This is a genomic window from Burkholderia sp. SCN-KJ (genome assembly GCF_024656005.1).
GTDB lineage: Bacteria > Pseudomonadota > Gammaproteobacteria > Burkholderiales > Burkholderiaceae > Burkholderia.
This window is the reverse complement of sequence record NZ_JANKOG010000012.1, coordinates 21828-46703: the sequence shown is the minus strand read 5'-3', so window position 1 is coordinate 46703 and position 24876 is coordinate 21828. Positions and strand designations below refer to the sequence as shown.

The 24876-nt window shown below is 68.7% G+C and carries 18 protein-coding genes; 6 read left to right on the top strand and 12 right to left on the bottom strand.

Going from position 1 to position 24876, the window contains the following annotated elements:
- Positions 1-50: 50 nt before the first annotated feature.
- Positions 51-1715 (bottom strand): acid phosphatase, encoded by a 1665-nt coding sequence (locus NQV17_RS20395; protein WP_257773624.1) that lies wholly within the window; start codon positions 1713-1715, stop codon positions 51-53.
- 411 nt (positions 1716-2126) lie between these two features.
- Here NQV17_RS20395 and ftsH point away from each other — a divergent pair, with 411 nt between their 5' ends.
- Positions 2127-4094, top strand: coding sequence for an ATP-dependent zinc metalloprotease FtsH (gene ftsH / locus NQV17_RS20390; RefSeq protein ID WP_257773623.1), 1968 nt, complete (start codon positions 2127-2129; stop codon positions 4092-4094).
- Between the two features lie 124 nt (positions 4095-4218).
- A complete protein-coding gene (locus tag NQV17_RS20385; protein ID WP_257773622.1) occupies positions 4219-4686 on the top strand; it encodes an OsmC family protein in 468 nt (155 codons plus the stop codon).
- Positions 4687-4708: 22 nt separating this feature from the next.
- Here NQV17_RS20385 and otsA read toward each other — a convergent pair whose 3' ends face one another.
- Positions 4709-6115 carry an alpha,alpha-trehalose-phosphate synthase (UDP-forming) gene (otsA, locus tag NQV17_RS20380; RefSeq protein ID WP_044844592.1) on the bottom strand — a complete coding sequence of 469 codons (1407 nt, stop codon included), beginning with the start codon at positions 6113-6115 and terminating at the stop codon, positions 4709-4711.
- A 471-nt stretch (positions 6116-6586) separates the two neighbouring features.
- Positions 6587-8614: a TonB-dependent receptor gene (locus NQV17_RS20375; RefSeq protein WP_257773621.1), complete on the bottom strand. Its 2028-nt coding sequence runs from the start codon at positions 8612-8614 to the stop codon at positions 6587-6589.
- Between the two features lie 462 nt (positions 8615-9076).
- On the opposite strand from NQV17_RS20375, the gene adhP reads away from it, so the two are divergent.
- Positions 9077-10105 carry an alcohol dehydrogenase AdhP gene (adhP, locus tag NQV17_RS20370; protein ID WP_124484734.1) on the top strand — a complete coding sequence of 343 codons (1029 nt, stop codon included), beginning with the start codon at positions 9077-9079 and terminating at the stop codon, positions 10103-10105.
- Between the two features lie 64 nt (positions 10106-10169).
- Here the strand turns inward: adhP and NQV17_RS20365 are convergent, their stop codons facing one another.
- The 3 genes from NQV17_RS20365 to NQV17_RS20355 all read right to left on the bottom strand — a co-directional run bounded on the left by NQV17_RS20365 (position 10170) and on the right by NQV17_RS20355 (position 13444).
- Positions 10170-11639, bottom strand: coding sequence for a sialidase family protein (locus tag NQV17_RS20365; protein WP_257773620.1), 1470 nt, complete (start codon positions 11637-11639; stop codon positions 10170-10172).
- A 459-nt stretch (positions 11640-12098) separates the two neighbouring features.
- The gene (locus tag NQV17_RS20360) at positions 12099-12530 is read right to left on the bottom strand and encodes a MarR family winged helix-turn-helix transcriptional regulator (RefSeq protein ID WP_124484736.1); all 432 of its coding nucleotides are present in this window, start codon (positions 12528-12530) and stop codon (positions 12099-12101) included.
- Positions 12527-13444 (bottom strand): serine aminopeptidase domain-containing protein, encoded by a 918-nt coding sequence (locus tag NQV17_RS20355; protein ID WP_257773619.1) that lies wholly within the window; start codon positions 13442-13444, stop codon positions 12527-12529. Before NQV17_RS20355 ends, NQV17_RS20360 begins: the two co-directional genes overlap by 4 nt.
- Before the next feature lie 301 nt (positions 13445-13745).
- Between NQV17_RS20355 and NQV17_RS20350 the strand changes: the two genes are divergently transcribed.
- Entirely contained in the window at positions 13746-14711 is a 966-nt protein-coding gene (locus NQV17_RS20350; RefSeq protein WP_044844585.1) for an ABC transporter substrate-binding protein, read from the top strand.
- Between the two features lie 52 nt (positions 14712-14763).
- Positions 14764-15864, top strand: a complete 1101-nt coding sequence (locus tag NQV17_RS20345; RefSeq protein WP_257773618.1) for an LLM class flavin-dependent oxidoreductase — start codon at positions 14764-14766, stop codon at positions 15862-15864.
- Between the two features lie 143 nt (positions 15865-16007).
- On the opposite strand, the gene NQV17_RS20340 is transcribed toward NQV17_RS20345, so the two are convergent.
- The 6 genes from NQV17_RS20340 to NQV17_RS20310 all read right to left on the bottom strand — a co-directional run bounded on the left by NQV17_RS20340 (position 16008) and on the right by NQV17_RS20310 (position 22850).
- Complete coding sequence (locus tag NQV17_RS20340; protein ID WP_044844583.1) at positions 16008-16940, bottom strand: ABC transporter substrate-binding protein; 933 nt, start codon at positions 16938-16940, stop codon at positions 16008-16010.
- Between the two features lie 34 nt (positions 16941-16974).
- Positions 16975-18762, bottom strand: coding sequence for an amino acid ABC transporter permease/ATP-binding protein (locus NQV17_RS37950; protein ID WP_308236593.1), 1788 nt, complete (start codon positions 18760-18762; stop codon positions 16975-16977).
- Between the two features lie 59 nt (positions 18763-18821).
- Complete coding sequence (locus NQV17_RS20325; protein WP_257773617.1) at positions 18822-20180, bottom strand: LLM class flavin-dependent oxidoreductase; 1359 nt, start codon at positions 20178-20180, stop codon at positions 18822-18824.
- 7 nt (positions 20181-20187) lie between these two features.
- On the bottom strand, positions 20188-21246 hold the full coding sequence (locus NQV17_RS20320) for an LLM class flavin-dependent oxidoreductase (protein ID WP_257773616.1): 1059 nt from the start codon (positions 21244-21246) through the stop codon (positions 20188-20190).
- A gap of 39 nt (positions 21247-21285) precedes the next feature.
- A complete protein-coding gene (locus tag NQV17_RS20315) occupies positions 21286-22227 on the bottom strand; it encodes an ABC transporter substrate-binding protein (RefSeq protein WP_257773615.1) in 942 nt (313 codons plus the stop codon).
- Positions 22228-22289: 62 nt separating this feature from the next.
- Positions 22290-22850 carry a GNAT family N-acetyltransferase gene (locus NQV17_RS20310; protein ID WP_257773614.1) on the bottom strand — a complete coding sequence of 187 codons (561 nt, stop codon included), beginning with the start codon at positions 22848-22850 and terminating at the stop codon, positions 22290-22292.
- Between the two features lie 752 nt (positions 22851-23602).
- Here NQV17_RS20310 and NQV17_RS20305 point away from each other — a divergent pair.
- Positions 23603-24871: a M20 family metallopeptidase gene (locus tag NQV17_RS20305; RefSeq protein ID WP_257773757.1), complete on the top strand. Its 1269-nt coding sequence runs from the start codon at positions 23603-23605 to the stop codon at positions 24869-24871.
- The last annotated feature ends 5 nt before the right edge of the window (positions 24872-24876 follow it).

Below are 24876 nucleotides of genomic sequence, written 5' to 3'. Positions count from 1 at the left end.
AACCGCGTTGCACCGGGGCGTCGTCGCTTCAGCGAGGCGTCAGCCGTTCGTCAGCCGAGATCGAGCGCGTTCGTCAGGTCGCCCGGCGGCGTCGCGCCGCGCGACGCGAACGCCTTGTCGCGCGCGGCGACACCGTCGAGCGGCGCGAGCCCGTGCACGCGGCTGATGAAGCGCAGGATCGAGTTCGTGTCGTACATCGTGTGGTCGACGTAACCCTTCTTCGCGAACGGCGAGATCACGAGCGCCGGAATCCGCGAGCCGGGGCCCCACCGATCGCCGACCGGCGGCGCGACGTGATCCCACCAGCCGCCGTTCTCGTCGTGCGTCATCACGATCACCGTGTTCGCCCACTGCGGGCCGCGCCGGATCCGCTCGATCACGTGCGCGATGTGACGATCGCCGGATTCGACGTCCGCATAACCCGCGTGCATGTTCAGGTTGCCCTGCGGCTTGTAGAACGCGACGGCGGGCAGGCGGCCCGCGTCGATGTCGGCGATGAAATGATTGGTCGACGGCTCGTCGCCGAGGCCCGCATCGCGCAGGTGCTTGCGGCGCGCGCCGGTGCCCGGCGCGTAGTTCGCGAAGTAGTTGAACGGCTGGTGGTGGTACTGGAAATCCGGCACCATGCCGGTGTCGCGGTGCTCGAGCGCGTACTGCCACGCGCCGCTGTACCACGCCCAGTCGACGTTCTTCTCCGACAGGCGGTCGCCGATCGTCGCATGGCCTTGCGGCGGGATCACGCGACGGTCGGCCGGATCCGCATACGCGGCGTTGCCCGGATCGGCCGGCGGCACGTAGCTCGGCTGATACGGCGGCGCCATCGTGTTGACGCCGTAGCCGTCGGGCGTCAGCGGGCCGTCGACCGCGAATTTCGGCGGGCCGTCGAGCGCGGACGCGGGCGAATCGGCGGCGAGCGTCAGGCGCGTACCGGCCGGATCGTCGCCGTCGACCTTCGACAGCAGCTTCGCCGCGTGCGGATGCTTGTGCGCATCCGGATACATCGGCGGCTGCGCGGAAATCAGGAACATGTGGTTCAGCCACGACCCGCCGAAGGCCGCCATGAAGAAGTTGTCGCACAGCGTGTATTGGCGTGCGAGGTTCCACAGCCGCAGCGTGTCGGCGGAATTGCGGTAATGGCCCATCACGAGGCCGCCGGAATCGGCCCACGCGGCGAACTGGTCGTTGCGGCCCGCGGCGATCTGCATCTGGTTCTGGTAGAAGCGGTGCCACAGGTCGCGCGTGATCACGCCGTTCGGCAGCGGCTTGCCCTGCGCGTCGGCGATCCGGAACGGCGCGTTCGGCAGCTTGTCGATGTCGCGCTCGGCGATCGCGTAGCGCTGGCCGCCGACTTCTTGTGCCTGCGGCACGAGCCCGCCCCAGATCTTCGGCAGCACCGGCAGCGGCGTCTTGCCGTCGCGATCGAGCTGCCGCGCGTGCTCGGGCTTCACCTCGCTCAGCGGATATTGCACGCCCGGGAAATCGCCGTACAGGTTCGCGAAGCTGCGGTTCTCCGCATAAATCACGACGATGTGGCGCACCTGCCGGCGCAGCGCGTCGTCGAGCCGCAGGTCGGCGGCCGAGCGCGGCGCGCTGCCCGGCGTGGTCTCGCAGCCGCCGAGCGCGACGCCCGCGCCGAGCGCGGCGAGGCCGCCGAGCATGCGGCGGCGGTCGGGATCGGCGGGAAGGTCGTCGGGGCGATCGGGGGTGTCGTTCACGTCGTGTGCTCCTCGGATGGCGGTTGTCGTTCGATGCGCGGCAGCGTCGCACAGCCTGCCGGGACGCGCGGCGGGATGCAACGGCCGGCGTCCCGCCTGGGTGAGACGCCGGCTGTCACGAAAATGTCACGAACGCGACTATAACGCGGCCGGCGGCGTCGATGAAAGGCGTTTGTCGGACAATGCGCGACGTCCGCGCGCGAACTAGACTTGAATCACGGGCGGCGCGTTGCGGCGCGCTGCCCGCGCGACGGCGCCCGGCGGCGCCGTCACGGTGTCATTCATGCGACGAAACGAGGCGACGATGGCGCGGATCCATTCCGTTTGCGCGTGGCCGGCGATGCCGCGCGCCGACCGGGCGCGCGTGCACGCGTAAGCACGCGCGTCGCCGCGCGCGGCCGGCCCGATGCCATGGACAGGAAATTCGATTACGCAGGATTGCTGATCGCGGCGGGCTTCTTCGTGCTGTTCGCCGCGCAGTTGCTGATGCTGCGTCCGGCGTCGACGATGATTGCGTACAGCGACTTCCACCGGCTCGTCGCCGCGCGGCTCGTCGACGATCTCGAGATCGGGCCGGCGACGATCACGGGCACGCTGACGATGCCGCAGGCCGGCACGCTGCTGCCGGCGTCCGAAGTCGCGGCCGTGAAGTCGGACGGCACGCCGCCGCGCTTCAGCACCAACCGCGTGACCGACCCGCAGCTGATCGATACGCTGACCGCGGCCGGCATCCGGTTTCACGGCGCGTCCGACACCGGCTGGATCGCGTCGCTCGCGTCGTGGCTGGTGCCGCTCGTCGCGTTCGTGTTCATCTGGAACCTGATGCTGCGCAAGCGTGGCGGGCTGCAGGATTTCACCGGGATGGGCAAGAGCCGCGCACGCGTGTACGTGCAGCAGGAAACCGGCATCACGTTCGACGACATCGCGGGCATCGACGAAGCGAAGGCCGAGCTGCAGCAGCTCGTCGCGTTCCTGCGCAACCCCGATCGCTACCAGCGGCTCGGCGGCAAGATCCCGAAGGGCGTGCTCGTCGTCGGCGCGCCCGGCACCGGCAAGACGCTGCTCGCGCGCGCGGTGGCCGGCGAGGCGGCCGTGCCGTTCTTCTCGATCAGCGGCTCGGCGTTCGTCGAGATGTTCGTCGGCGTCGGCGCGGCGCGCGTGCGCGACCTGTTCGAGCAGGCGCAGCAGAAGGCGCCGTGCATCGTGTTCGTCGACGAGCTCGACGCGCTCGGCAAGGTGCGCGGGGTCGGTCCGATGTCGGGCAACGACGAGCGCGAGCAGACGCTCAACCAGCTGCTCGTCGAGATGGACGGCTTCCAGGCCGGCTCCGGCGTGATCATCATGGCCGCGACCAACCGGCCGGAGATTCTCGATCCCGCACTGCTGCGCCCGGGCCGCTTCGACCGTCACATCGCGATCGACCGGCCCGACGTGAACGGCCGCCGCCAGATTCTCGGCGTGCACGTGAAGCGCGTGAAGCTCGCGGCCGAGGTCGATCTCGGCGAACTCGCGTCGCGCACGCCGGGCTTCGTCGGTGCCGATCTCGCGAACGTCGTCAACGAAGCCGCGCTGCATGCGGCGGAACTCGGCAAGCCGGCGATCGGGATGGACGACTTCGACGAGGCGATCGACCGCGCGCTGACGGGCCTCGAGCGCAAGAGCCGCGTGATGAACGCGCAGGAGAAGCTGACGATCGCCTATCACGAGGCCGGCCATGCGCTCGTCGCGGAAAGCCGCGCGCATTGCGATCCGGTGAAGAAGGTGTCGATCATTCCGCGCGGTGTGGCCGCGCTCGGCTACACGCAACAGGTGCCGACGGAGGATCGCTACGTCCTGCGCCGCAGCGAGCTGCTCGATCGGATCGATGCACTGCTCGGCGGGCGCGTCGCGGAAGAACTCGTGTTCGGCGACGTGTCGACGGGCGCGCAGAACGATCTCGAACGCGCGACCGCGATGGCGCGCCACATGGTCATGCAGTACGGGATGAGCGAGAAGATCGGGCTCGTCAGCTTCGACGACGGCGAAACGCGCACCGGCATCCCGGGCGCATGGCATGCGGGCGAGGGCCGCTGCAGCGAGCACACCGCGCGGATGATCGACGACGAGGTGCATACGCTGTTGACCGACGCGCATGCGCGCGTCGCGGCAACGCTCGGCGAACGTCGCGACGCGCTCGAGCGGATCGCGCGACGGCTGCTCGAGCGCGAGGTGCTCGAACGCGACGCGTTGCAGGCGCTGATCGACGGGCGCGAGGCGCCGGTCGCCGAATCTTCCCTGACCGATCGCGGGCCATGCGCGAGTGCGAATGCGCCGGAGCAGGCGTCGGCGATCGAGCGCGATTTCGTCGCATACGGGCCGCCGCGCGAACCCGAACGCTGAAGCGCGGACCGCTCGCGCAGCCGGCGGGCGGCCATGATCGCGCCGCGCGTTCGCTGCAATTCGCACTTGCCGGCACGCCGTTGCGCCGGCGTTTCCTTTCCCTTTATCGAGTCACGGAGTCGCCATGAGCGAGGCACACGTATCGGTGGATGTCGCGCAGCATGCGCGTTTCAGTTTCGAAGTCACGTTTGCCGGCACCGAACTTTCGCCGGTGCTCACCGACGAGCCGCCGCCGCTCGGTGCCGGCCGCGGCCCGAACCCGGTCCGGCTGCTGGCCGCGGCGGTCGCGAGCTGCCTCGCGGCGAGCCTGCTGTTCGCGCTCGAGAAACAGCACGTCGATCCGCAGCCGGTCACCGCGCATATCGACGTCGACATGGTGCAGAACGACGCGGGCAGGGTGCGCGTCGGCGCGATGGCCGTGACGCTGTCGGTCGGCAAGGCATGGGCCGATCTCGCGGCGGCGACGCGCATGCTCGACCGGTTCGATGCGTATTGCGTGGTGACCGAGAGCATGCGCGAAGGCATTCCGATCGCGGTGGCGGTGCAGGACGTGAACGGTGCGGTGCTCGACCGCGAGACGACCGGCGTATAAGTGAGCGGCACGACCCGGCGCGTCAGGACACGGTCGCGGCGGCGACTTCCGCGGCCTCGGCGAGCGCCTCGAGAAAGCGCGTGCGCCACCAGTGCACGTCGGTCTTGCGCACGATCGCCATCAGCGCGTCGTGACGCTGGCGGCGTTCGTCGAGCGGCATCGTGAGCGCGCGCTGGATCGCCTGCGCGGTGCCCTGCGTGTCGTACGGATTGACGAGCAGCGCAGGCTTCAGCTGCTCGGCCGCGCCCGCGAAGCGCGAGAGCACGAGCACGCCCGGGTCGGCCTCGTCCTGCGCGGCGAGAAACTCCTTCGCGACCAGGTTCATCCCGTCGCGCAGCGGCGTGACGAGCGCGACGCGGCTCGCGCGGTACAGGCCCGGCAAGCGCTTGCGCGCGACCGTGCGGTGGATGTAGCGCATCGGCATCCACTCGAGTTCGCCGTAGTCGCCGTTGATCGCGCCGCACAGGCTGTCCATCTCGCGCCGCAGGTCGTCGTACGCGCCGAGATCCTCGCGGCTCGGCGCGGCGATCTGGATCAGCGTCGCGCGGTCGCGGTTCTCCGGATACTGTTCGAGCAACTGACGGAACGCGTGCACGCGCTGCGGCAGCCCCTTCGTATAGTCGAGCCGGTCGACGCCGACGAGCAGCTGGCGGCGCGAATACTCGTCGCGCATTCGCTCGAACATGTCGATGCCGTCGCGATTCTCCGCGAGCGCCGTGAATTCGTCGACGTTGATGCCGATCGGGAACGCACCGGCCGACAACGTGCGGCCGAACGCGCGCAGGCGGCCGTCCGGCAGCCGCGCGGCGCCGGCTTCCGCCTCGACGTAGTGCTCGAAGTGAAGCAGGTCCGATTCGGTCTGGAAGCCGACGAGATCGTAGGCGAACAGCGAGCGCATCAGCCACTCGTGCTCCGGGATCGCGGCCATGATCGGCGGCGGCGGCATCGGAATGTGCAGGAAGAAGCCGATCGGGTTCGTGCAGCCCGTCGCGCGCAGCTCGGCGGCGAGCGGAATCAGCTGATAGTCGTGGACCCAGACGATATCGTCGGGGCGCAGCAGCGTGCTCAGCTTGCGCGCGAACAGCTGGTTCACGCGCCGGTAACCGTCCGCGAAGCGGCGGTCGAACTGTGCGAGATCGAGGCGGTAGTGGAACACCGGCCACAGCACGTTGTTCGAGTAGCCGAGGTAGTACGCGTCGTAATCCTGCGGATCGAGATCGATCGTCGCGAGCTGGATGCCGCCGACGTTCTGGATCTGCACGTCTTCGCCGTGCGCGGGATGGTCGCCGTCGCCGCGCAGCCTGCCGCTCCACCCGAACCAGACGCCGCCCGATTCCTGCAGGCTGTCTTTCACGGCCACGGCAAGCCCGCCTGCCGCGGCCTTACGGGGATCTGCAATACGATTGGATACGACGACGAGTCGGCTCACCAGCTCTCCTGCGAATGGTTGGGGAAGGTTCGTGCGGCCAGGGCGTGAGGCGGACGCCGCCATCGACGCGTGGCGCGATGGGGCCGCGATACGAACGGACGGGAATCAGGGCGCGCGATTCGCCGTTCGAACGTGGAGTGCTTTTTTTAGGATACTCGTCATTCGGCTGATTTAAAAGTGCATGACCGGGATCAACGATCCTGCCTGTCGGTGCGATGCAGTGCGATGCGCGGCGTTCCGCGCGCTCGACCGGCAGGACCGGAAATTGCACGGCCCCGCAGCGGCCGTGTGCGCAGCGGAAGGTGGAGGGCCGGAGAAGGGAGAGCGAAGGCGAGGCCGATTCGATCGTGTTCGGTCACGCCGGCGCGGTCGTTCGCGACGGTTTCGATCGACGCAGGCTGGCTGCGCCGATCGATCATGGCGGGCGTTGGCGACGCGCGGGACGCGTGGCGCGAACGCACCGGCGCGCGATCAGAACGTCGTGCGCAGGCCGGCCATCACGCTGCGGCCGCCTTCCGGCGCGAAGCCGCGCACGACCGAGGTCGCATAGCGGATCTCCTGGTTCGTCAGGTTGTCGCCGCGCAGGTACGCGAGCCAGTGCGTCGCGCCGACACGGAACTTGTACGTCAGCATCACGCCGAGCGACGTGTAGCCGTCCGTCGGAAAGTCGTTGTCGGGCACACGATGCTGCGACCACGCGTGCGTGACCTGCGCGCGTGCACCGAACGGGCCGTAGCCGTAGTCGGCCGCGAGCGTCGCGCGCAGCGGTGCGATCCGCGGCAGCGGCTGGCCGGTGTCGACGTTACGCGCATGCGTGTAGTCGGCGGTCAGTTCCAGGTCGACCGTATGGCCGCGCCGCGAGAACGCGCGCCATTTGCCGTCGAGTTCGACGCCATAGAACTCGGCGCGCACGCCGCGATAGATTGCTTCGTTGAGCGTATCACCGGCGCCGGGCGCGACCGGCTCGCCGTCGCCGTTCACGACGCGGCCCGTGTTGTACTCGGTCAGGTAGTTCGAGAAGCGGTTGTAGAACACGCCGACGCTGCCGCGGTTCGGGCCGCTCGCGTAGCGCAGCGACAGGTCGGTCGACACGGCCTTTTCCTTCGACGCGTTCGGGTTGCCGATCAGGAACTGGCCGGTCGCATCGTGCGGGCCGTTCGAGTACAGCTCGTAGAAGGTCGGCGCGCGTTCCGTGTACGCGACGTTCGCCGCGACCGACCATACGGGCGTCAGCGAGAACAGCGCGCCGGCCGAGACGCTGCCCGCATTGAAGTCGCGCGGCTGCGCGAGCTTGAATTTCTCGACGCCGGCCGGATCGGGATCGACCTTCACGTGCTCGAAGCGCCCGCCGACGCTCAGCTTCAGCGCCGGGACGACCTGCCATTCCTCGAGACCGAACAGCGCGACGCTGTTCGTGCGCGTCGACGGCACGAGCGTTTCGTCGCCGAGCGCCGAGAACGTGTTCTGGCCGAACTGCACGCCGATCGCGCCTTCGAACGGGCCGATCCTGCGATGCCGCGCCTCGATGCGCGCCTCGTAGCCGCGGTTGCGGAAGGTGGTGGCGGTCTCGCCGTTGTCGACTTCCTTGTGGCGATAGTCGGTGTACGCGAAGTCGAACTTCAGCTTCGTGAACGGGCCGCTCAGGTTGCGTATCTCGGACGCGAGCGCGAGCCGTTCCTGGCGCATCCGCAGGCGCACGTCGTCCTCGGCGACGGAGCCGTAGTTCGACTCGTAGCCGCTGTACGACAGGCCCGCGAAACCGTCGGCCCACGTGTACGACGCGCCGAGCGCGCCGCCATGCACGCGGCCGTCGCTGTTCGGCACGTTGCCGTACGGTTGCGGCGTATCGGGATCGTCGATCGCGCGTTGCTGGCTGCTGCGTGCGTAGCCGGGAATCCGCAGCTTGCTCGTTTCACGGTCGAACGCGTCGACATGGAACGCGAAGCGGCCGTTGCCGCCTTCGACCTGCGCCGCGCCCGCGCGCACCGAGTTCGCGCCGCCGTAGCGCGCGTCGAGCGCGCCCGTCACGCCTTCGATCGCTTCGCGCGGAATCCGGTTGTCGATCGTGTTGACGACGCCGCCGACCGCGTTGCCGCCGTACAGCAGCGCGGCCGGACCGCGCACGATCTCGACGCGCTCGATCGACAGCGGATCCTGCGGCACCGCGTGGTCGTACGACAGCGACGACGCGTCGTAGGCGGCGACGCCGTTCTGCAGCAGCCGGATCCGGTCGCCGTCCATCCCGCGAATGATCGGGCGGCCGACCATCGGCCCGTAGGTGGTGGTCGACACGCCGGGCAGGCCGTTGAGCGTCTCGCCGAGCGAATCGGCCTGGCGGCGCGTCAGCGCATCGCCGGACAGTTGCGCGGTCGGTGCGATCAGCTCGGTGTCGCCGAGCGGGTTCGCAGTCACGAAGATCGGCGCGAGCGGTGTGGTCTGTGGCAGCGAAGACGGAGCGGGCGTCTCGGCCTGCGCGTGCGCGACGGCGGCGAACAGCATCAGCGAAACGGGCGAGAGCGGGCGAAGCGGTAGACGAGGGAGGTCGCGCATGGTCGGTGAATCGGTTGGTATCGGATCGGAAAGCGAGCCATGCGGGTCAAGACTGGATACGATATATTGTTGCATTTTCGGCGCGCAGTGACCCGGTTGGATTGGACTCGGCGTAGCCCGGCCACCCGGATGAGCGAGCTTCAGGTGGACGAGATCGCGAAATGATATGTTATATCATTTCGAATTCCAAGCGAAACGGCGGCATGCCGCAGGGTTTCCGACAAGCTGCGGAAACGGCGGCGAAAGCAGAGCCGGGCCGTCAAACCCGCGCCGGCACCGGTGGCCCACGCAATAGGTCTCGCGATGAATCCGCCACCGACGCGCGCGTTTCCCGCTCCGTTGATACGTATCAAGTCGTTCCGGTTTCGAGCCCGGATACTGGCCCGGTCATCGACCAGACAGGAGCGACGCATGACTCAAACCATGAAGGCGGCGGTGGTCCACGCGTTCGGCGAACCGTTGCGCATCGAGGAGGTGCCGGTCCCGACGCCGGGCCCGGGCCAGATCCTCGTCAACATCAAGGCGTCGGGCGTCTGCCATACCGACCTGCACGCAGCCGACGGCGACTGGCCCGTGAAGCCGACGCTGCCGTTCATTCCCGGCCACGAAGGCGTGGGCGTCGTCGCGGCGGTCGGGGCGGGCGTCACGCACGTGCGCGAGGGCGACCGCGTCGGCGTGCCCTGGCTCTACACGGCATGCGGTCACTGCGAGTACTGCCACACCGGCTGGGAAACCCTTTGCCACGGACAGCAGAACACCGGCTATTCGGTCAACGGCAGCTATGCGGAATACGTGCTGGCCGATCCCGACTACGTCGGCCATCTGCCGGCGCAGGTCGCGTTCGACGAGATCGCGCCGATCCTGTGCGCGGGCGTGACCGTCTACAAGGGCATCCGCGTCACCGACACGCGTCCGGGCCAGTGGCTCGCGATTTCGGGCATCGGCGGGCTCGGCCACGTGGCCGTGCAGTACGCGCGCGCGATGGGCCTGCACGTCGCGGCGATCGACGTGTCTCCCGCCAAACTCGCACTCGCGCGCGAGCTGGGCGCCGAGCTGACGATCGATGCGTCGGCCGACGATCCGGCGAAGGTGATCCAGAAGGAGATCGGCGGCGCGCATGGCGTGCTGGTGACGGCCGTGTCGCGCAGCGCGTTCGCGCAGGCGCTCGGGATGGTGCGGCGCGGCGGCACGGTGGCGCTCAACGGCTTGCCGCCCGGCGATTTCCCGTTGCCGATCTTCTCGACGGTGCTGAACGGCATCACGGTGCGCGGTTCGATCGTCGGCACGCGGCGCGACCTGCAGGAATCGCTCGACTTCGCGGCGGATGGGCTGGTGCGCGCGCATATCCATCGCGACCGGCTCGGCAACATCAACGACATATTCGCGCGGCTGCGCGAAGGAAAAGTCGACGGTCGCATCGTGCTGACCGACATGCATTGACGCGCATTCGGGTGCGCTGCCGCGACGCAATGGACGTCGCGGCAGCATTGCGCTCACCCGCGCATCACGGCGCGAAGAACACGTCGGTGCGGTTCGTCAGGTTGCCTGCGTTGGTCTGGACGAAGAACGGATGGAAAGACGACGACGGCAGCACGTCGAGCCCCTGGTAATCGCCGATGAAGAAGCCTTCCGCATTCGGCGCAAGCTTCATGTCGAACGGACCGCCGACGCGCCGCTCGTCCGCGAACGTGGTGCCGCCGTCATGCGAGATCTTGCGCCAGAACCCGGTCGGCAGCGTCGTCGTGTTGCCGGCCTGCAGGTCGCGGAAGTCGTAGTAGTTGACCATCACCGCGCCGGCATTGTCGACGCGCACCGCCGGATTGAACGCGGGACGCCCGGTCGGCGTGTTCACTTGCAGCGGTGCGCTCCAGCTCGCGCCGCCGTCCTTCGACGTCGACAGCGCGATCTCGTCGTAGTTGCCGCCGTTGAAGCGGCTGTCCTGCCACACGACGTACAGCTGCCCCGACGCCGGATCGATCGCGGGTTCCGGAATGATGTCGCCGGTGCGTACCGGTTCGCCGGTGTTCGGATCGGTCACGCCGACCGTCTGCAGCCCGGCGATCACCTGCGGTTTCGTCCAGGTCGCGCCGTCGTCGGTCGACTTGACGAACGCGACCTTGCCGGCCGCCTTGCTGAACGGCGGCTGGATCAGGTCGAAGAAGTCGTAGAGCGTGCCGGTCTTCGGATCGACGACGATCTGGTTGCCGATGGTCTGCTGGCGCGACGGCACGTTGACGATGACCTTCGCACGGCTCCATGTCTTGCCGCCGTCGACCGTCTTCGAGAAGAACGTCGGACCGCGGTATGCCTGCGTGTGCAGGTTCGCGTACGGGTTGCCGTTCGGCAGTTCGAGGCGGTCCCATACCGCGTAGGCCGTGCCGGCCTTCACCGGGTTCGCCGTCACCGATTCCTTGTCGTTGAAGAACTGCGTCGTCGGTTCGTCGTTCGCGATCAGCACGGCCGGGCTGCTCCATGTCTGTCCGCCGTCGGTCGACACCGAGGCCGCGACCGCGTTGCTGTTGTTCGACTGGTTGAACGAGATCGATACCGAATACGCGGTGCCGTCCGGCCCGAACGACACCCACGGATCGGACGCGCGCTCGTACTTGAGCCCGCCCGGCGCGCAGGCGCTGAACGGCTGCGGCGTGCGCGCCCAGGTCGCACCGCCGTCGAACGTATAGCCCGCGACGAGCCCGTGGGCGCCGCCGTTCGACCAGCGGTCCTGCTGCCACACGCCGATCATGTTGGAAGGGTTCGCCGGATTGACCGACAGCCACGGTTCGACCTCGGCGTTCACGTAGTTCGTGCCGGGGCCGCCGATCGTGCAGGCGGCGAACGGGCTCGGGCCGGACACGGCCACGGGATCGGCATGCGCGGCCGCGACGGCGGCCATCGCCACGGCCATTGCGGCGGACAGGCGGGTGAGGCGGGTCACGCGGGGGGTAAGCGAGTGGGACACGATCGTGCGTCGCATGGATTGCTCCTCGTTGACGTGCGGCGGCGATGGCGCGGCACGGCGGCACGACGCGCACCGGTACGCGCGGCAATGGATGCCGTGCCATACGTCGGATCGTGTCGTTCGGGAAGCCGCTGCGGTCATCGCAATCCGCGTGTGCTGGATGCCGCCAGCACGTCGGTCAAGACACCAGTTCGTTTTCATTGCTTGTCGGGTGCGTCCCGGGATGCGGACGCGACGGGAAGGCCAGTCCGTGCAGACGACGAATGCATCGAAGTGGATTGCAATGTAGGCGATCGATATGCGGCGCGGCAGGCAATTTTTTGTAACAGTACGTAGCCGGAAAGCGTTGCCGAAGCAATGCCGCCGGAACGCAAAATTTGCCGCCTGAAAATTCAGAAAACGAAGCGAAAGCACGAATCGAAATCGCTATCGATTACGCGGATTCGTGCCGATGCGGCGCGCCGCCGGCGCGGTTCAGCGCTCGGCCGGAAAGCGGTCCTGCAATGCGTGCAGCCAGCGCGCGACGACGTCGAGTTCGGCGTCGGAAAAGCCGTCGCACAGCTTGCCGTTCAGCTCGCGCAGCGCCACGCGCGCGCGCTTGAGCGCCGCGTGTCCTTCGTCGGTCAGGAACAGTCGCGTTGCGCGCCCGTCGTCCGAATCGGCGTGACGCGCAAGCAGGCCGGCCTTCGCCATCCGGTCGGCGAGCCCCGTCATCGCGGACGGCGCCAGTTGCAGCGCCGCGCCGACTTCGCCGATCAGCGCGCCGTCCTGCCTCGCGAGGCAGAACAGCACGCCGGCCTGCGCGGCGCTCGCGCGCGCATCGGTTTCGGCCTTGCGGTCGACCCAGCGCTGCACGCGCCGCTGGCCGATGGTCAACAGGAAGAACAGTCGTCGGTCTTCGCTCAAGCTCGGTTCCCGGCTGCAATGGAAAGGGACGGGCGACCCGCATCGCGCGGCGCGTCGAGCGCCTGCGCGAGCCAGTCGGCGACCGCGGGCCACAGCACGGTGCCTGGCCGGCTGCGGAAGAAGCCCATGTGTCCGACCGGCCCGCTGCCCGCGGCGTGCGGATCGATCTGGCGGCGTTCGACGGCCGCCCGGGTCAGGTAGCTTACCAGCAGGTCGATCGCGGGCGGGTTCGCCCACGGATCGTCGTCGAAGCCGAGCACGAGGATCGGCAGCTGCTGCTTCGAGAAGCGCTCGGCCGCGCCGAGCGTCGGATCGTCGAAGAAGTAGCGCGGCAGCGTGGCCCAGCGGCTCCATTCGCGGAACACGCCGGCCGGGAGGTCCTCGCCGAGGCCGAGCCGCTTGCCGGGCACGTAGCCGAGCAGCGCGGACGCGAGCGGGCCGAGCACGCGCAGGATCAGCCGCACCTTCAGCCGCTCGGCCGCGCGGGCAATCAGCCGCGTGCTGCCCGCGTGCGCGGCGACGAGCACGGCCGCGCGCAGGTGCGCGGTGCTGGCCGACAGCCCGATCGCATGACCGCCGACGCTATGCCCGACCGCCAGCAGCGGCAGCCCGTCGTGCGTATCGCGCGCCCACGCGATCGCGGCGCCGACGTCGAGCTCGACCCAGTCGCGCATGCGGGCCTGCAGAGCGCTCAGCCGCGCGGGCCGCGACGCGCCGATGCCGCGATAGTTATACGTGAGCGCCGCGAAGCCGCGTCCGGTCAGGAAGCGCGCGAAGCCCGCGTAGAGCCGCTCCGGCACGGCGGTGGCCGGATGGATCAACACCAGCGCGCGCGGCGGCGCGTCCGGCGACCACAGCGTGCCGCGCAGCGTGTAGCCGTCGGCGGCGGAAAACTCGATGGGTTCTGACGTCATGGCCGTCCTCGTTCCGGGTGGGTATTTCGTATGCGAAATATAGTTCGCGATGTATTTCGCGTACGAAATATCTGTCGAGGAATCATTCGAACGGCGTCCCGCGAAGCCCGGTGGACGGCGTTGCCGCGCGGCGATCTTTCCATAAAACATTTGCATCTTTGCATAGCAGAATATTGCGTTTGTCTCATGAAGCGGATCGCCGTATCTTCATCGGTTCCATCCCGTCCGCCAGCCGTCGCGCCAGGCGGACCCAGGGGCGCCGCCGTCGCGCGGTCGCCCGCCAACCTCCGGGGAGATCACGTTGTTGAGCCGAATCGTCACGGCGCTGCTGCTCGCGCTCGCCGCGCAGCCGGGCATCGCGAAAGACACCGTCACGCTGCGCGTCGGTGAACAGAACTACTTCAACATCCAGGCATCGATGGAGGCGTCCGGCGTGTTGAAGGACCTGCCTTACACGATCGAGTGGAAGCACTTCCAGGCCGCCGCGCCCGTCGCCGAAAGCCTGAACGGCAATGCGATCGACGTCGGCTTCCTCGGCGATTCCGCGCTGCTCACGCTGGCCGCGCGCGGCGCGCCGGTGAAAGTCGTCGCGGTGTCGCGGCAGAGCCTCGACGGCGTCGCGATCCTCGTGCCGAAGAACTCGCCGGTGCGCACCGTCGCCGACCTGCAGGGCAAGACGATTGCGGTCTGGCGCGGCGCGTGGAGCCAGCAGCTCGTGCTGCGCGCGCTCGAACACGATGGCCTGCGCGCGGATTCCGTCAAGTACGCGTACCTGATGCCGATCGATGCGACCAACGCGCTCGCGAACGGTTCGGTCGACGCCGTGTCGCTGTGGGAGCCGTTCGTCAGCACGCTCGCGCTGCGCCAGGGCGCCCGTCCCGTGACGACCGCGCAGGGCCTGATGCCCGCGCTCAGCTTCGTCGCCGCGAACGAGCAGGCGGCCACGGCCAGGCGCGCGGAGATCACCGATTTCCTGAAGCGCGTGGTGGCGGCACGCCAGTGGGTCGACAGTCATCCGCGCGAGTACGCGGACCTGTGGGCGAAGCGCGCGAAGCTGGAGCCGGACGTCGCGTACCGCTGGCTCAACAACGCGCACCAGCGTGTGGGCCCGGTCGACGACACGGCCGCGAAGGATGCGCAGAACACCGCCGACTTCCTGCACAAGGCCGGCGTGATTCCGGTCGCGTACGACACGGCGAAGCTGCTCGACCGCTCGTATGCGGGCGCGTTCGCGGCGCCCGCGCAGAAGACGGCCGCCGCGCAGTGAGCGTGCTGCAGCACGCAGCCATTTCCGATCGACAACGAGAAGGACCATCGACATGCCCGTCGACATCATTGGCATGATCACCGCGACGCCCGGCGCGGAGGTCGACGTACCGGGCGGGGCCGCCGTCCAGCCCGACTACGTGCGGCGCTTCGCGCAGGCGCACGAAGCCGCCGGCTTCGACCAGATCCTGGTCGGTCATTTCAGCAACGCGGCGGACGGCTTCATCGTCGCGTCGTTCGCGGCCGCCGCGACCGAACGCATCCGCCTGCTGCTCGCGCACCGGCCGGGCGTGATCGTGCCGTCGGCCGCCGCGCGGCAGATCGCGACGCTCGACGTGTTCAGCGGCGGCCGGCTCGCGCTGAACGTCGTGTCGGGCGGCGACGATGCCGATCTTCAGCGCGACGGCGATTTCGTGCCGCACGACGCGCGCTATCGCCGCACCGGCGAATATCTCGACGTGCTGAAACGCATCTGGCTGGCCGACACGCCGGTCGATCACGACGGCGAGTTCTATCGGCTGCATGGTGCGTCGCCGGTCGTGAAAGGCGCGCAGCAGCCGCACGTGCCGATCTATTTCGGCGGTTCGTCGCCGGCCGCGCTGGCCGTGGCCGGGCAGCACGCGGACGTCTACATGACGTGGGGCGAGCCGCTCGCGGCCGTGCGCGAGCAGATCGCGCGCGTGCGCGCCGCTGCGGCGCCGTTCGGACGTGCGCCGCGCATCAGCGTGTCGTTCCGGCCGATCGTCGCGGACACCGAAGCCGCCGCGTGGGAGAAGGCCGAGGCGATCCGCGCGCGCGTGCGCGCGGCGCGGCTCGCGAACGGCCAGCCGATCGACGGCCATGCGCCGCAGAACGCCGGCTCGCAACGCCTGATGGCCGCGGCCGCGCAGGGCGACGTGCTCGACGAGCGATTGTGGATGGGTGTCGCGAACCTGACCGGCGCGCGCTGGAATTCGACCGCGCTCGTCGGCACGCCGGAACAGGTCGCGCGTGCGCTCGGTGCGTATTACAAGCTCGGCGTATCGACGTTCCTGATTCGCGGTTTCGATCCGCTCGACGATGCGCTGGATTACGGACGCAAGCTGATTCCTGCGATCCACGCGCACATCGCGGAACTCGACCACCATCGCGATCGCGCGGCGCTGACGGCGTAGGAAACGACGGCCCGCCCACGTCGGTTCGCCCCGGCATCTTCTTTACGGGATGCCGGGGCGATTTCATTTGCTGCGCGACCGATGCGCAGCTCGCTGTGCCGACGCAACGACGCGTCGGCACATCGACACATCGACACATCGAATCAAAACGACGGCAATCCCGGCGGATTCGTCTCCGCGCGCGCGACCGCCTCGCTCTGCAACCCCCAGCGCGCCAGCGCCTGCCCGTAGCGGCCGTTGCCAATCAGCGCGTTCGTCGCGAGCGTCAGCGCCGGCGCGAGCCCGCTGCCGCGGCGCGTCGCGATCGCGACGTCCGCATTCGCGGGCCAGCCCGCGTTGACGACGCCGACCCGCCGGATCTTGCCATCCCGCGCGGCTTCGTACGCGAGCGACGCGTTCGGATTCAGCTCGGCATCGGCGCGGCCCGACAGCAGCGCGACGCGTGCCGCCGCATCGTCGTCGAAATAGAGCAGTTCGGTCGGCTTCAGCCCTTGCGCGACGTTGCGCCGGCTCCATTCGAGCAGGATGCGCTCCTGGCTCGTCCCCGCGCCCGTGATGACGCGCAGGCCGGCGACGTCCTTCGGTTCGGCGATCTTCGCGATCGGGCTCGCGGTGCGCACGTAGAAGCCGTGCAGCCCGAGCCGGTAGGTCGTGAAGTCGTATTTCTCCTTGCGCTTCTCGGTCACGCCGACGTTCGAGATCACCGCGTCGTACTTGCCCGACGTGAGCCCGAGCGGCCAGTCGGCCCATGCGATCGGCACCAGCACCAGCGTGCGGCCGAGCGCGTCGGCGACGAGCTGCGCATAGTCGGGATCGGCGCCGACCACGGTGCGTGCGTCGGTCGCATAGGTCGATACCGGTGGCGCGTGCGGCGAGATCGCGACCGTGAAGGCCCCGTCGCGTACCCAGCGGTAGTTGCTTGCCGCGCGAATCGCCGCATCGTCGCGCGATGCGCGGATCCGGCCGGCCTGGCGCGGATCGAGGTCCGCCGTCGCGGCGGCGGCCTCGGCCGCGTGCCACCGGAGGCCGGCGGCGGCCGCCAGCGTGGCGGTGATGAACTGGCGTCGGTCGATCATCGTCGGTTGCCTCGCAGGTCGTGAGCGGCGTGCATCAGAGCACCCGCGACAGGAACGCGCGCGTGCGCGGGTGGGCCGGCGCGTCGAGCACGACGGCGGGCGGCCCCGACTCGACGATGCGGCCGCGCTCCATGAACAGCACGTTGTCCGCGACTTCGCGCGCGAAGCCGATCTCGTGTGTGACGATCACGAGCGTGGTGCCAGAGCGTGCGAGCTCCTTGATCACGTCGAGTACTTCGTTGACGAGTTCGGGATCGAGCGCCGACGTCGGCTCGTCGAACAGCAGCACCTTCGGGCGCAACGCGAGCGCCCGCGCGATCGCGACGCGCTGCTGCTGGCCGCCGGACAGCTGGCGCGGGTACGCATCGGCTTTATCGGCGAGGCCGACGCGCGCGAGCAGCGTGCGCGCGGTGCGTTCGGCGGCCTCGCGCGTGACGCCGCCGACGGCGACCGGCGCCTCGATCAGGTTCTCGAGCACCGTCAGGTGCGGAAACAGGTTGAAGTTCTGGAACACCATGCCGACCGCCGTGCGGCGCTTCAGCACGTCGCGCTCCTTCAGCTCGTGCAGCACGTCGCCGTCGCGCCGATAGCCGATCAGCTCGCCGTCGATGTCGATGAAGCCGTCGTCGACGCGCTCGAGATGGTTGATGGTGCGCAGCAGTGTCGACTTGCCCGAACCGGACGGCCCGACGATCACCGTCACGCTGCCGCGCGGTGCGACGAACGACACGTTGTCGAGCACGCGCTGCATGCCGAACTGCTTCGATACGTTGTACACGGCGACTTCGCCGCCGGTGCGCGGCACCGGAGCGGCCGAGGCGTCATCGTGGGCCGCCGCGCCGGTTGCCGTTGCGTTGCGCGCCGCCGCATGCCGCCACAGCGCACTGACGCGCGCCAGCACGAACGTCAGCGCCGACGGCGGCGGATTGCGCAGCGCACCGCGCGCATAGTGGCGCTCGACTTGCACCTGGATCGCGGACAGCACGGTCAGGATGATCAGGTACCAGACGGTCGCGACCATCAGCAGCGGAATCACTTCGAGATTGCGGCGATAGATTACCTGCACCGTGTAGAACAGCTCGGGCATCGCGAGCACGTAGACCATCGACGTGCCTTTCGCGAGCGAGATCAGGTCGTTGAACGCGGTCGGCAGGATCGCGCGCATCGCCTGCGGCAACACGATCCGCGTGGTCTGGCGGCCGCGCGGCAGGCCGAGCGCGGCGGCCGCTTCGAGCTGCCCCTGGTCGACCGCGAGAATGCCGCCGCGAATCACTTCCGCGGAAAACGCCGCGTGGTTCAGCGAGAGGCCGAGCACGGCCGCGAGGAACGGGCTGATCAGGTCGGTGGTCGGTGTGTCGAACCACACGATGTCGGTGAACGGCACGCCGAGCCGCACGTGTTCGTACAGGTAGCCGAGGTTGTTGAGGATCAGCAGCAGCACGATCAGCGGAATCGACCGGAACAGCCACACGAAGGTCCATGCGCTCGCCGCGAGCAGGCGCGAGCGCGACAGCCGCGCCAGCGCGACGAACCCGCCGAGCGCGAAGCCGAACACCGCGCCGAGCAGCGTCAGCACCAGCGTGCGCGCGAGCCCGGACAGCACCGGCGGGGACAGGAACCACTCGGCGAACACCGGCCAGCCCCATTGCGGGTTGCCGAGGATCGAATACAGCGCGAGCGCGATCAGCCCGAGCGCGAGCGCGGTGCCGACGGTGCGCGACCGGTGCCGGGCCGGCACGATCCGCAGGTGCGTGTCGGCGTCGCGGGCGCGGGAGGGGGAGAGCGGCGGCACTGCGCCGCCGAGATGGGTCGTGTCGCTCATGTCGGTGAGGGTCCTCGATCGAGTGGGCCGGACGCGCCGCGCGAGGCGGCGCGTCGGCGTCATGCGTGCGCTTCGGCCGCGTCGTCCTGTTGCTGCACCGCGCCGGGCACCGCATGGCGGCTCGCCTTGCGCGGCAGGCCGAGGTGGTCGCGCAGCGTGCTGCCCGGCAGGTCGCGGCTATAGCGGCCGCGCACCTCGAGTACCGGAATCACGAGCTCGACGAAGTCGTCGACGCCCTGCGCCTGCACCGGGAAGCCGAGGATGAAGCCGTCGCCGGCACCGGCGTCGTGCCAGCGGATCAGCTCGTCGGCGACGTGCTCGGCCGTGCCGATGAAGTTCGGGCGCGGCGTCGCGACGGCGAGCGCCGTCTCGCGCAGCGTGAGGTGCTTGCGCTTCGCGTCGGCCTTGATCCGGTCGGTGGTCGAGCGGAAGCTGTTGCGGCCGATGTCGCCGAGTTCCGGGAACGGCGCATCGAGCGCGTACTGCGTGAAATCGTGGTGGTCGAAATAGCGGCCGAGATACGCGAGCGCCTCGTCGATCGTCAGGAGGTCGCGGATCGCCTGGAATTTGTCTTCCGCCTCGGCGGCCGTGCGGCCGACGATCGGCCCGATGCCCGGGAAGATCTTCACGTCGCCGGGCTGCCGCCCGTGCTCGACCGCGCTTTGCTTCACGCGCCGCGTGAACGCGGCCGTTTCGTCGAGCGACGGCGAGTGCGTGAACACGGCGTCCGCGTACTTGCCCGCGAGCCCGATGCCGGTGTCGGACGAGCCGGCCTGGAAGATCACCGGCTGCCCTTGCGGCGAGCGCTGGATGTTCAGCGGGCCGGCAACCTGGAAGAAGCGGCCGTGGTGATCGAGCGTGTGGAGCTTGTCGCGATCGAAGAAGCGACCGGTCGCGCGATCGCGCACGAACGCGTCGTCGTCCCAGCTATCCCACAGTCCCTGTACGACGTCCAGATATTCGTCGGCGATCTCGTAGCGCAGTTCGTGCTCGGGATGCGCCTTGCCGAAATTCTTCGCGGTGCCTTCGAGCGGCGTCGTCACGACGTTCCAGCCCGCGCGCCCGCCGCTGATCGTGTCGAGCGACGCGAGCTGGCGCGCGACCGTGAACGGCTCGCTGTACGACGTCGAGATCGTGCCCGCGAGGCCGATCTTCTTCGTCGCGACCGCGAGCGCCGACAGCACGGTGAGCGGCTCGAAGCGGTTCAGGAAGTGCGGGATCGACTTCTCGTTGATGTAGAGGCCGTCCGCGACGAACGCGAACGCGATGCCGGCGGCTTCCGCCTTGCGCGCGATGCCGATCGCGAAGTCGAGGTTGATGCTCGCGTCCGGCGGGTTGCTCGGGTGCCGCCATGCATTCATGTGGCTGCCTGCGCCTTGCAGCATCAGGCCGAAGGGAATCGATCGTCGGGTCGTCATGGGCGCGTCACGCGTTCTGGTCGGGGGAAAGGGAACGAAGGGAGCGGTCGGCCGCGAGGGCCGCCTGCACGGGCGTGATCGACTGCGCGCCGCCGAGCCATTCGGCCGACGCGAGCCGCGCCGCGTAATCGGTCACCGGCGAGTCGATCACGAACGCGTCGACGTCCAGCCGCCGGCTCAGCGCGTCGAGCGCGCGGTGGATGCGCTCGGGCGTATCGGCCAGCACGGTCGGGCGCAACTCGTCGATCCGGTAGTCGGACGCGCCGCTTTGCCGCGCGAATTCGGCCGCGGCCTGCGCGCTCGGCAGGTTGAAGCTCTGGCCGCCGGCGAACTGCAGCTTGAAGATCTTCAGCGGCCCGATCAGTTGCTCGGCCTCCTCGCGGGTCGGTGCGGCGACCGCGTACAGCGCGACGAGCGCTCGCGTGCCGCCTGCGTCGCGGTAGGCGGCGAGCGAGCGTTCGAGGTTCGCGTCGTCGCCGTTGAAGTGCCCCGCGTAGCAGAAGCGCCAGCCGTGGCGGGCGGCGAGCGTGCCGCTGTCGGGCGAGCCGCCGAGCAGGATGCGCTCCGGCGCGTGCGGCGGCACCGGCATCGCGACCGCGCCGGCGAGCGGATGATCTTCGGCGACGCCCCAGCCCAGGAACGCATCGAGTTCGGCGAGCTGGCCCGCGAAGCCGGGCTTCTTCGCCTTGTCGTGAAACCACTGCAGCGCACGCGTCGTCAGCGGCAGCCCGCCGGGCGCCTTGCCGACGCCGAGATCGACGCGGCCCGGCCCGAGCGCGGCGAGCAGCTTGAAGGTTTCGGCGACCTTGAACGGGCTGTAGTGCTGCAGCATCACGCCGCCCGAGCCGACGCGAATGCGCGACGTGTGCGCGAGCAGGTGCGCGACGACGATCTCCGGCGCGGAGCTCGCGAAGCCGGGCGCGCCGTGATGCTCGGCGACCCAGAAGCGCTCGTAGCCGAGCTGTTCGGCGCGCTGCGCGAGGGTCGTCGTGAAGCGCAGCGCGTCGGCGGCGGTCGCGCCGTCGGCGATCGGACTCTTGTCCAGCAATGAAAGCGAATAAGACATGGTGTTCGGCGTTCCTGCGAGGGCGTGATGGGGCGGCGCTCAGCTCTTCGGCAAACCCGGCGGATTCGTGCGCGACTGGTCGATCGCTTCGGACGCGAGGTTCCAGCGCTCGAGGATCTGCTGATAGCGGCCGTTCTTGATCAGCCCGTTCAGCGCGACCGTCAGCGGATCGGCGAGCCCGCTGCCGCGGCGCGTCGCGATCGCGATGTCGGCCGTGCGCGGCCAGCCGCCGCTGATCGCGCCGACGAGCCGCGTCTTGCCTTGCTGCGCGCTCTGGTAGGCGAGCACCGAGTTCACGCTGAACACCGCATCGGCGCGGCCCGACTGCACGGCGACGATCCGCATCGCCTGGTCGTCGTAGTACTGCACCTGCACCGGTTTCAGGCCGTGCGCGACATTCTCGCGGTCCCACGCGAGCAGGATCTTTTCCTGGTTGGTGCCGGCGTCGGTCACGATGCGCAGCCCCGCGACGTCCTTCGGCTCGCGGATCGACTGGATCTTGCTGTCGTTGCGCACGTAGAAGCCGACCTGGTCCTTGCGGTAGGTCGAGAAATCGAACTTCTGCTTGCGCTCCTCGGTGACGGTGACGTTCGAGATCACGGCGTCGACCTTCCCCGATTCGAGCGCGAGCGGCCAGTCGGCCCATGCGAGCGGGACGATCTTCAGCTTGCGGCCGAGGCTGTCGGACACCAGCTGGCCGACGTCCGCGTCGAAGCCGATCACCGTGCGCGCGTCGGTCGCATACGTGCTGATCGGCGGCAGGCTCGGCGCGACGCCGATCGTCAGCGTGCCGGCTTCGGCGAACTTGAACGACGCGGGCACCGCGCGCTCGACGGCCGCATCGGCCGTGCCGCGCGGGCGGCCGCGCTGCTCGGGGCTCAGGTCGAAGGTCGCGGCGGCCGCGGCGATCGCGGTCACGCCGATCAGCGCGGCGGCCAGCGTGCGGAGCGCACGCGGCGTGAAGGGTACGGCTCGTTGCATGGATGCGTCCTTGTTGTGTTGTCGTCGGGAGCGAGGGAGCGGAATCGGATGGCGCGACGCGTTCAGCGCGGCAGCACCGCTTCGGGCAGCGGCGCCCACAGGTCGGCGAGCGTCGACGTGCGCGACGGATCGGCGAGATCCTTGCCGAAGCGCAGGTGGAAATACGCTTCGGGGTCGATCGACGAGTCGAACAGCCGCGTATAGCCGGTGCGGTCGTACAGCGCCCACGCTTCGGGCTGGCGAAAACCGGTGGTCAGGTACACGCGCCGATAGCCTTGTTGCGCGGCACGCAGTTCGAGCGCGTCGACGATCAGGCGCGCGAGCCCCTGGCGGCGCAGGTCCGCGCGGGTCCAGATGCGTTTGAGTTCGGCGGTCTGCGCGTCGTAGCGCTTGAATGCGCCGCCGCCGATCGTCTCGCCGTCGCGCAGCAGCAGCACGAACGCGCCTTGGGGCGGCGCAAACAGCTCGGCCGGGTAGCGCGCGAGTTCGTCGCATGCGGACGCGCGGCTGTCGGGGCGGTACGCGTCGTAGCGCGTCGCGTATTCGTCGATCAGCGCGTCGATCAACGGCTGGGCGCGGACGTCGAGCGGCGTCGTGTCGATGATGCGGTCGTTCGTGGCCATGGGCATCGCGTAGGGCGCGCGATGCGGACGTTCCTGGCGGGGGCGGGGCACATCGCCCGGCCGGTCTGTTCCGTTATCGCGACGCGGTTGTCGTGATGACGGCGGCCGCGGTGCTTCTTGCGCTGCATCCGGCGTGCCGCCGCCGTTTCGAACACGTTAGCGGCGCGGCCGGCAAAGGCGAACGAAGCAATTTCGATAAGGATTTCGCGGGGGGCGTCAGAAGGCTTGCAGGGGGAGTGGGGTGGGGAGGCGATTGACAGTAGTGCAGAGCCGAGTCAGTTAGATGTGTGTGCAATACATACGAATGCCGTGGGTTTGCACGCTGTTATTGCTCGATGTTCTATCGGTATTGCCGATTTGGGGGCGATCAGGTTTGGCAGGAAGCGGCAAAGCAGCCAGAAGGAGTTATACGCCGTCTCGCCGAGCCGGACCTGCGGGCGACCGCTTTGTCTTATGAATCGACAGGAACTTCCGGATTGCCGCTATCGAGACTATGGTTCTCTTCTATCCTGTCCCGCTTCGGGCAGCAGGCGACTTGACGGAATCGTAATACGAAGTGCCAGGGTAGAGCGGGCTCGCCCGGATGTTCCGTGTTTCCCCCTGTCGCATCCATCGAACTAGTCGGCGGATTGCGTACCGCGCTCCTGCAGCCGTGTCGCCAGATCGGGCGCAAGCGCTGCCACGCGTCAACGACGGCCGACGCGTGCGATGCGACACCGGCCACCGCAACGAACCATTTGAAAGGATCGATCATGCCTGCATTGGTGGAAGCGACCAAGGACGCCATCGAAAGCCTCCTGCCCGAGCTCGAAGCGATCTACAAGGACCTGCACGAGCATCCCGAACTGTCGATGCAGGAAGTGCGCACCGCACGTATTGCAGCCGATTATCTCGAAAACGTCGGCTACGACGTTACGCGGGGTGTCGGCGTGACCGGCGTCGTGGCGGTGTTACGCAACGGCGACGGTCCGACTGTAATGTTGCGTGCCGACATGGATGCGCTTCCGATGGCGGAAGCGACCGGATTGCCGTATGCCAGCACGGCGAGGGCGAAGGACGAGGATGGCCTCGAAGTGGGCGTCGCGCACTCGTGCGGCCACGACATGCACGTGACCTGGCTGATGGGTGTGGCGCGCCTGATGGCTGCGCACCGGGACGCCTGGCGCGGAACGCTGATGGCGGTCTTTCAGCCGGGCGAGGAAGTGGCGCGCGGCGCCCGCAGCATGATCGACGACGGCATGGCCGAACGCTTCCCGAAGCCTGACGTGATCCTTGGCCAGCACGTCATGGTTGGCGCGGCGGGCACGGTCGGCTATCGGAGCGGCACGATTCTTGCGGCGGGCGACAGTTTGAAGGTGAGGCTGTTTGGACGCGGTTCGCACGGATCGCAGCCACAAACCTCGATCGATCCGGTCATCATGGCGGCTTCGACGACGCTCCGTCTGCAGACGATCGTATCGCGGGAAATCTCCCCGCGCGATAGTGCGGTGCTGACGATCGGTGCGCTGCAGGCGGGAACGAAAGAGAACATTATCCCCGACGACGCGACGCTCAAGCTCAACATGCGCACATTCGACGAAGACGTGCGCGAATACATGCTGGGTGCGATCCGTCGCATCTGTTGCGCGGAATGCATGGCTTCCAACGCACCACGCGAGCCCGAATTCACGACGCTCTCGAGCTATCCGCTGACGATCAACGACGCGCAGACAAGCGAGCGTGTGCGGGAGGCATTCGAAGCGCACTTTGGCGAGCGCGCCTACGAAACGCCCCCGGCAGCAGCGAGCGAGGACTTCAGCGTTTTCGGGCGCGAATGGGGCGTGCCATATGGGTTCTGGTTCATCGGCGGGACCGATCCGGATACATTTGGAAAGGCGTTGGCGGAGAAAAAGCTCAACGAGATTCCCAGCAACCATTCGCCGAAGTTCGCGCCGGTACTCGACCCGACGCTGCGTACGGGGCTGGAAGCGATGCTATGCGCGGCAGGGGCGTGGCTCGACAAGCGAGATGCATCGGCGTGACTTCG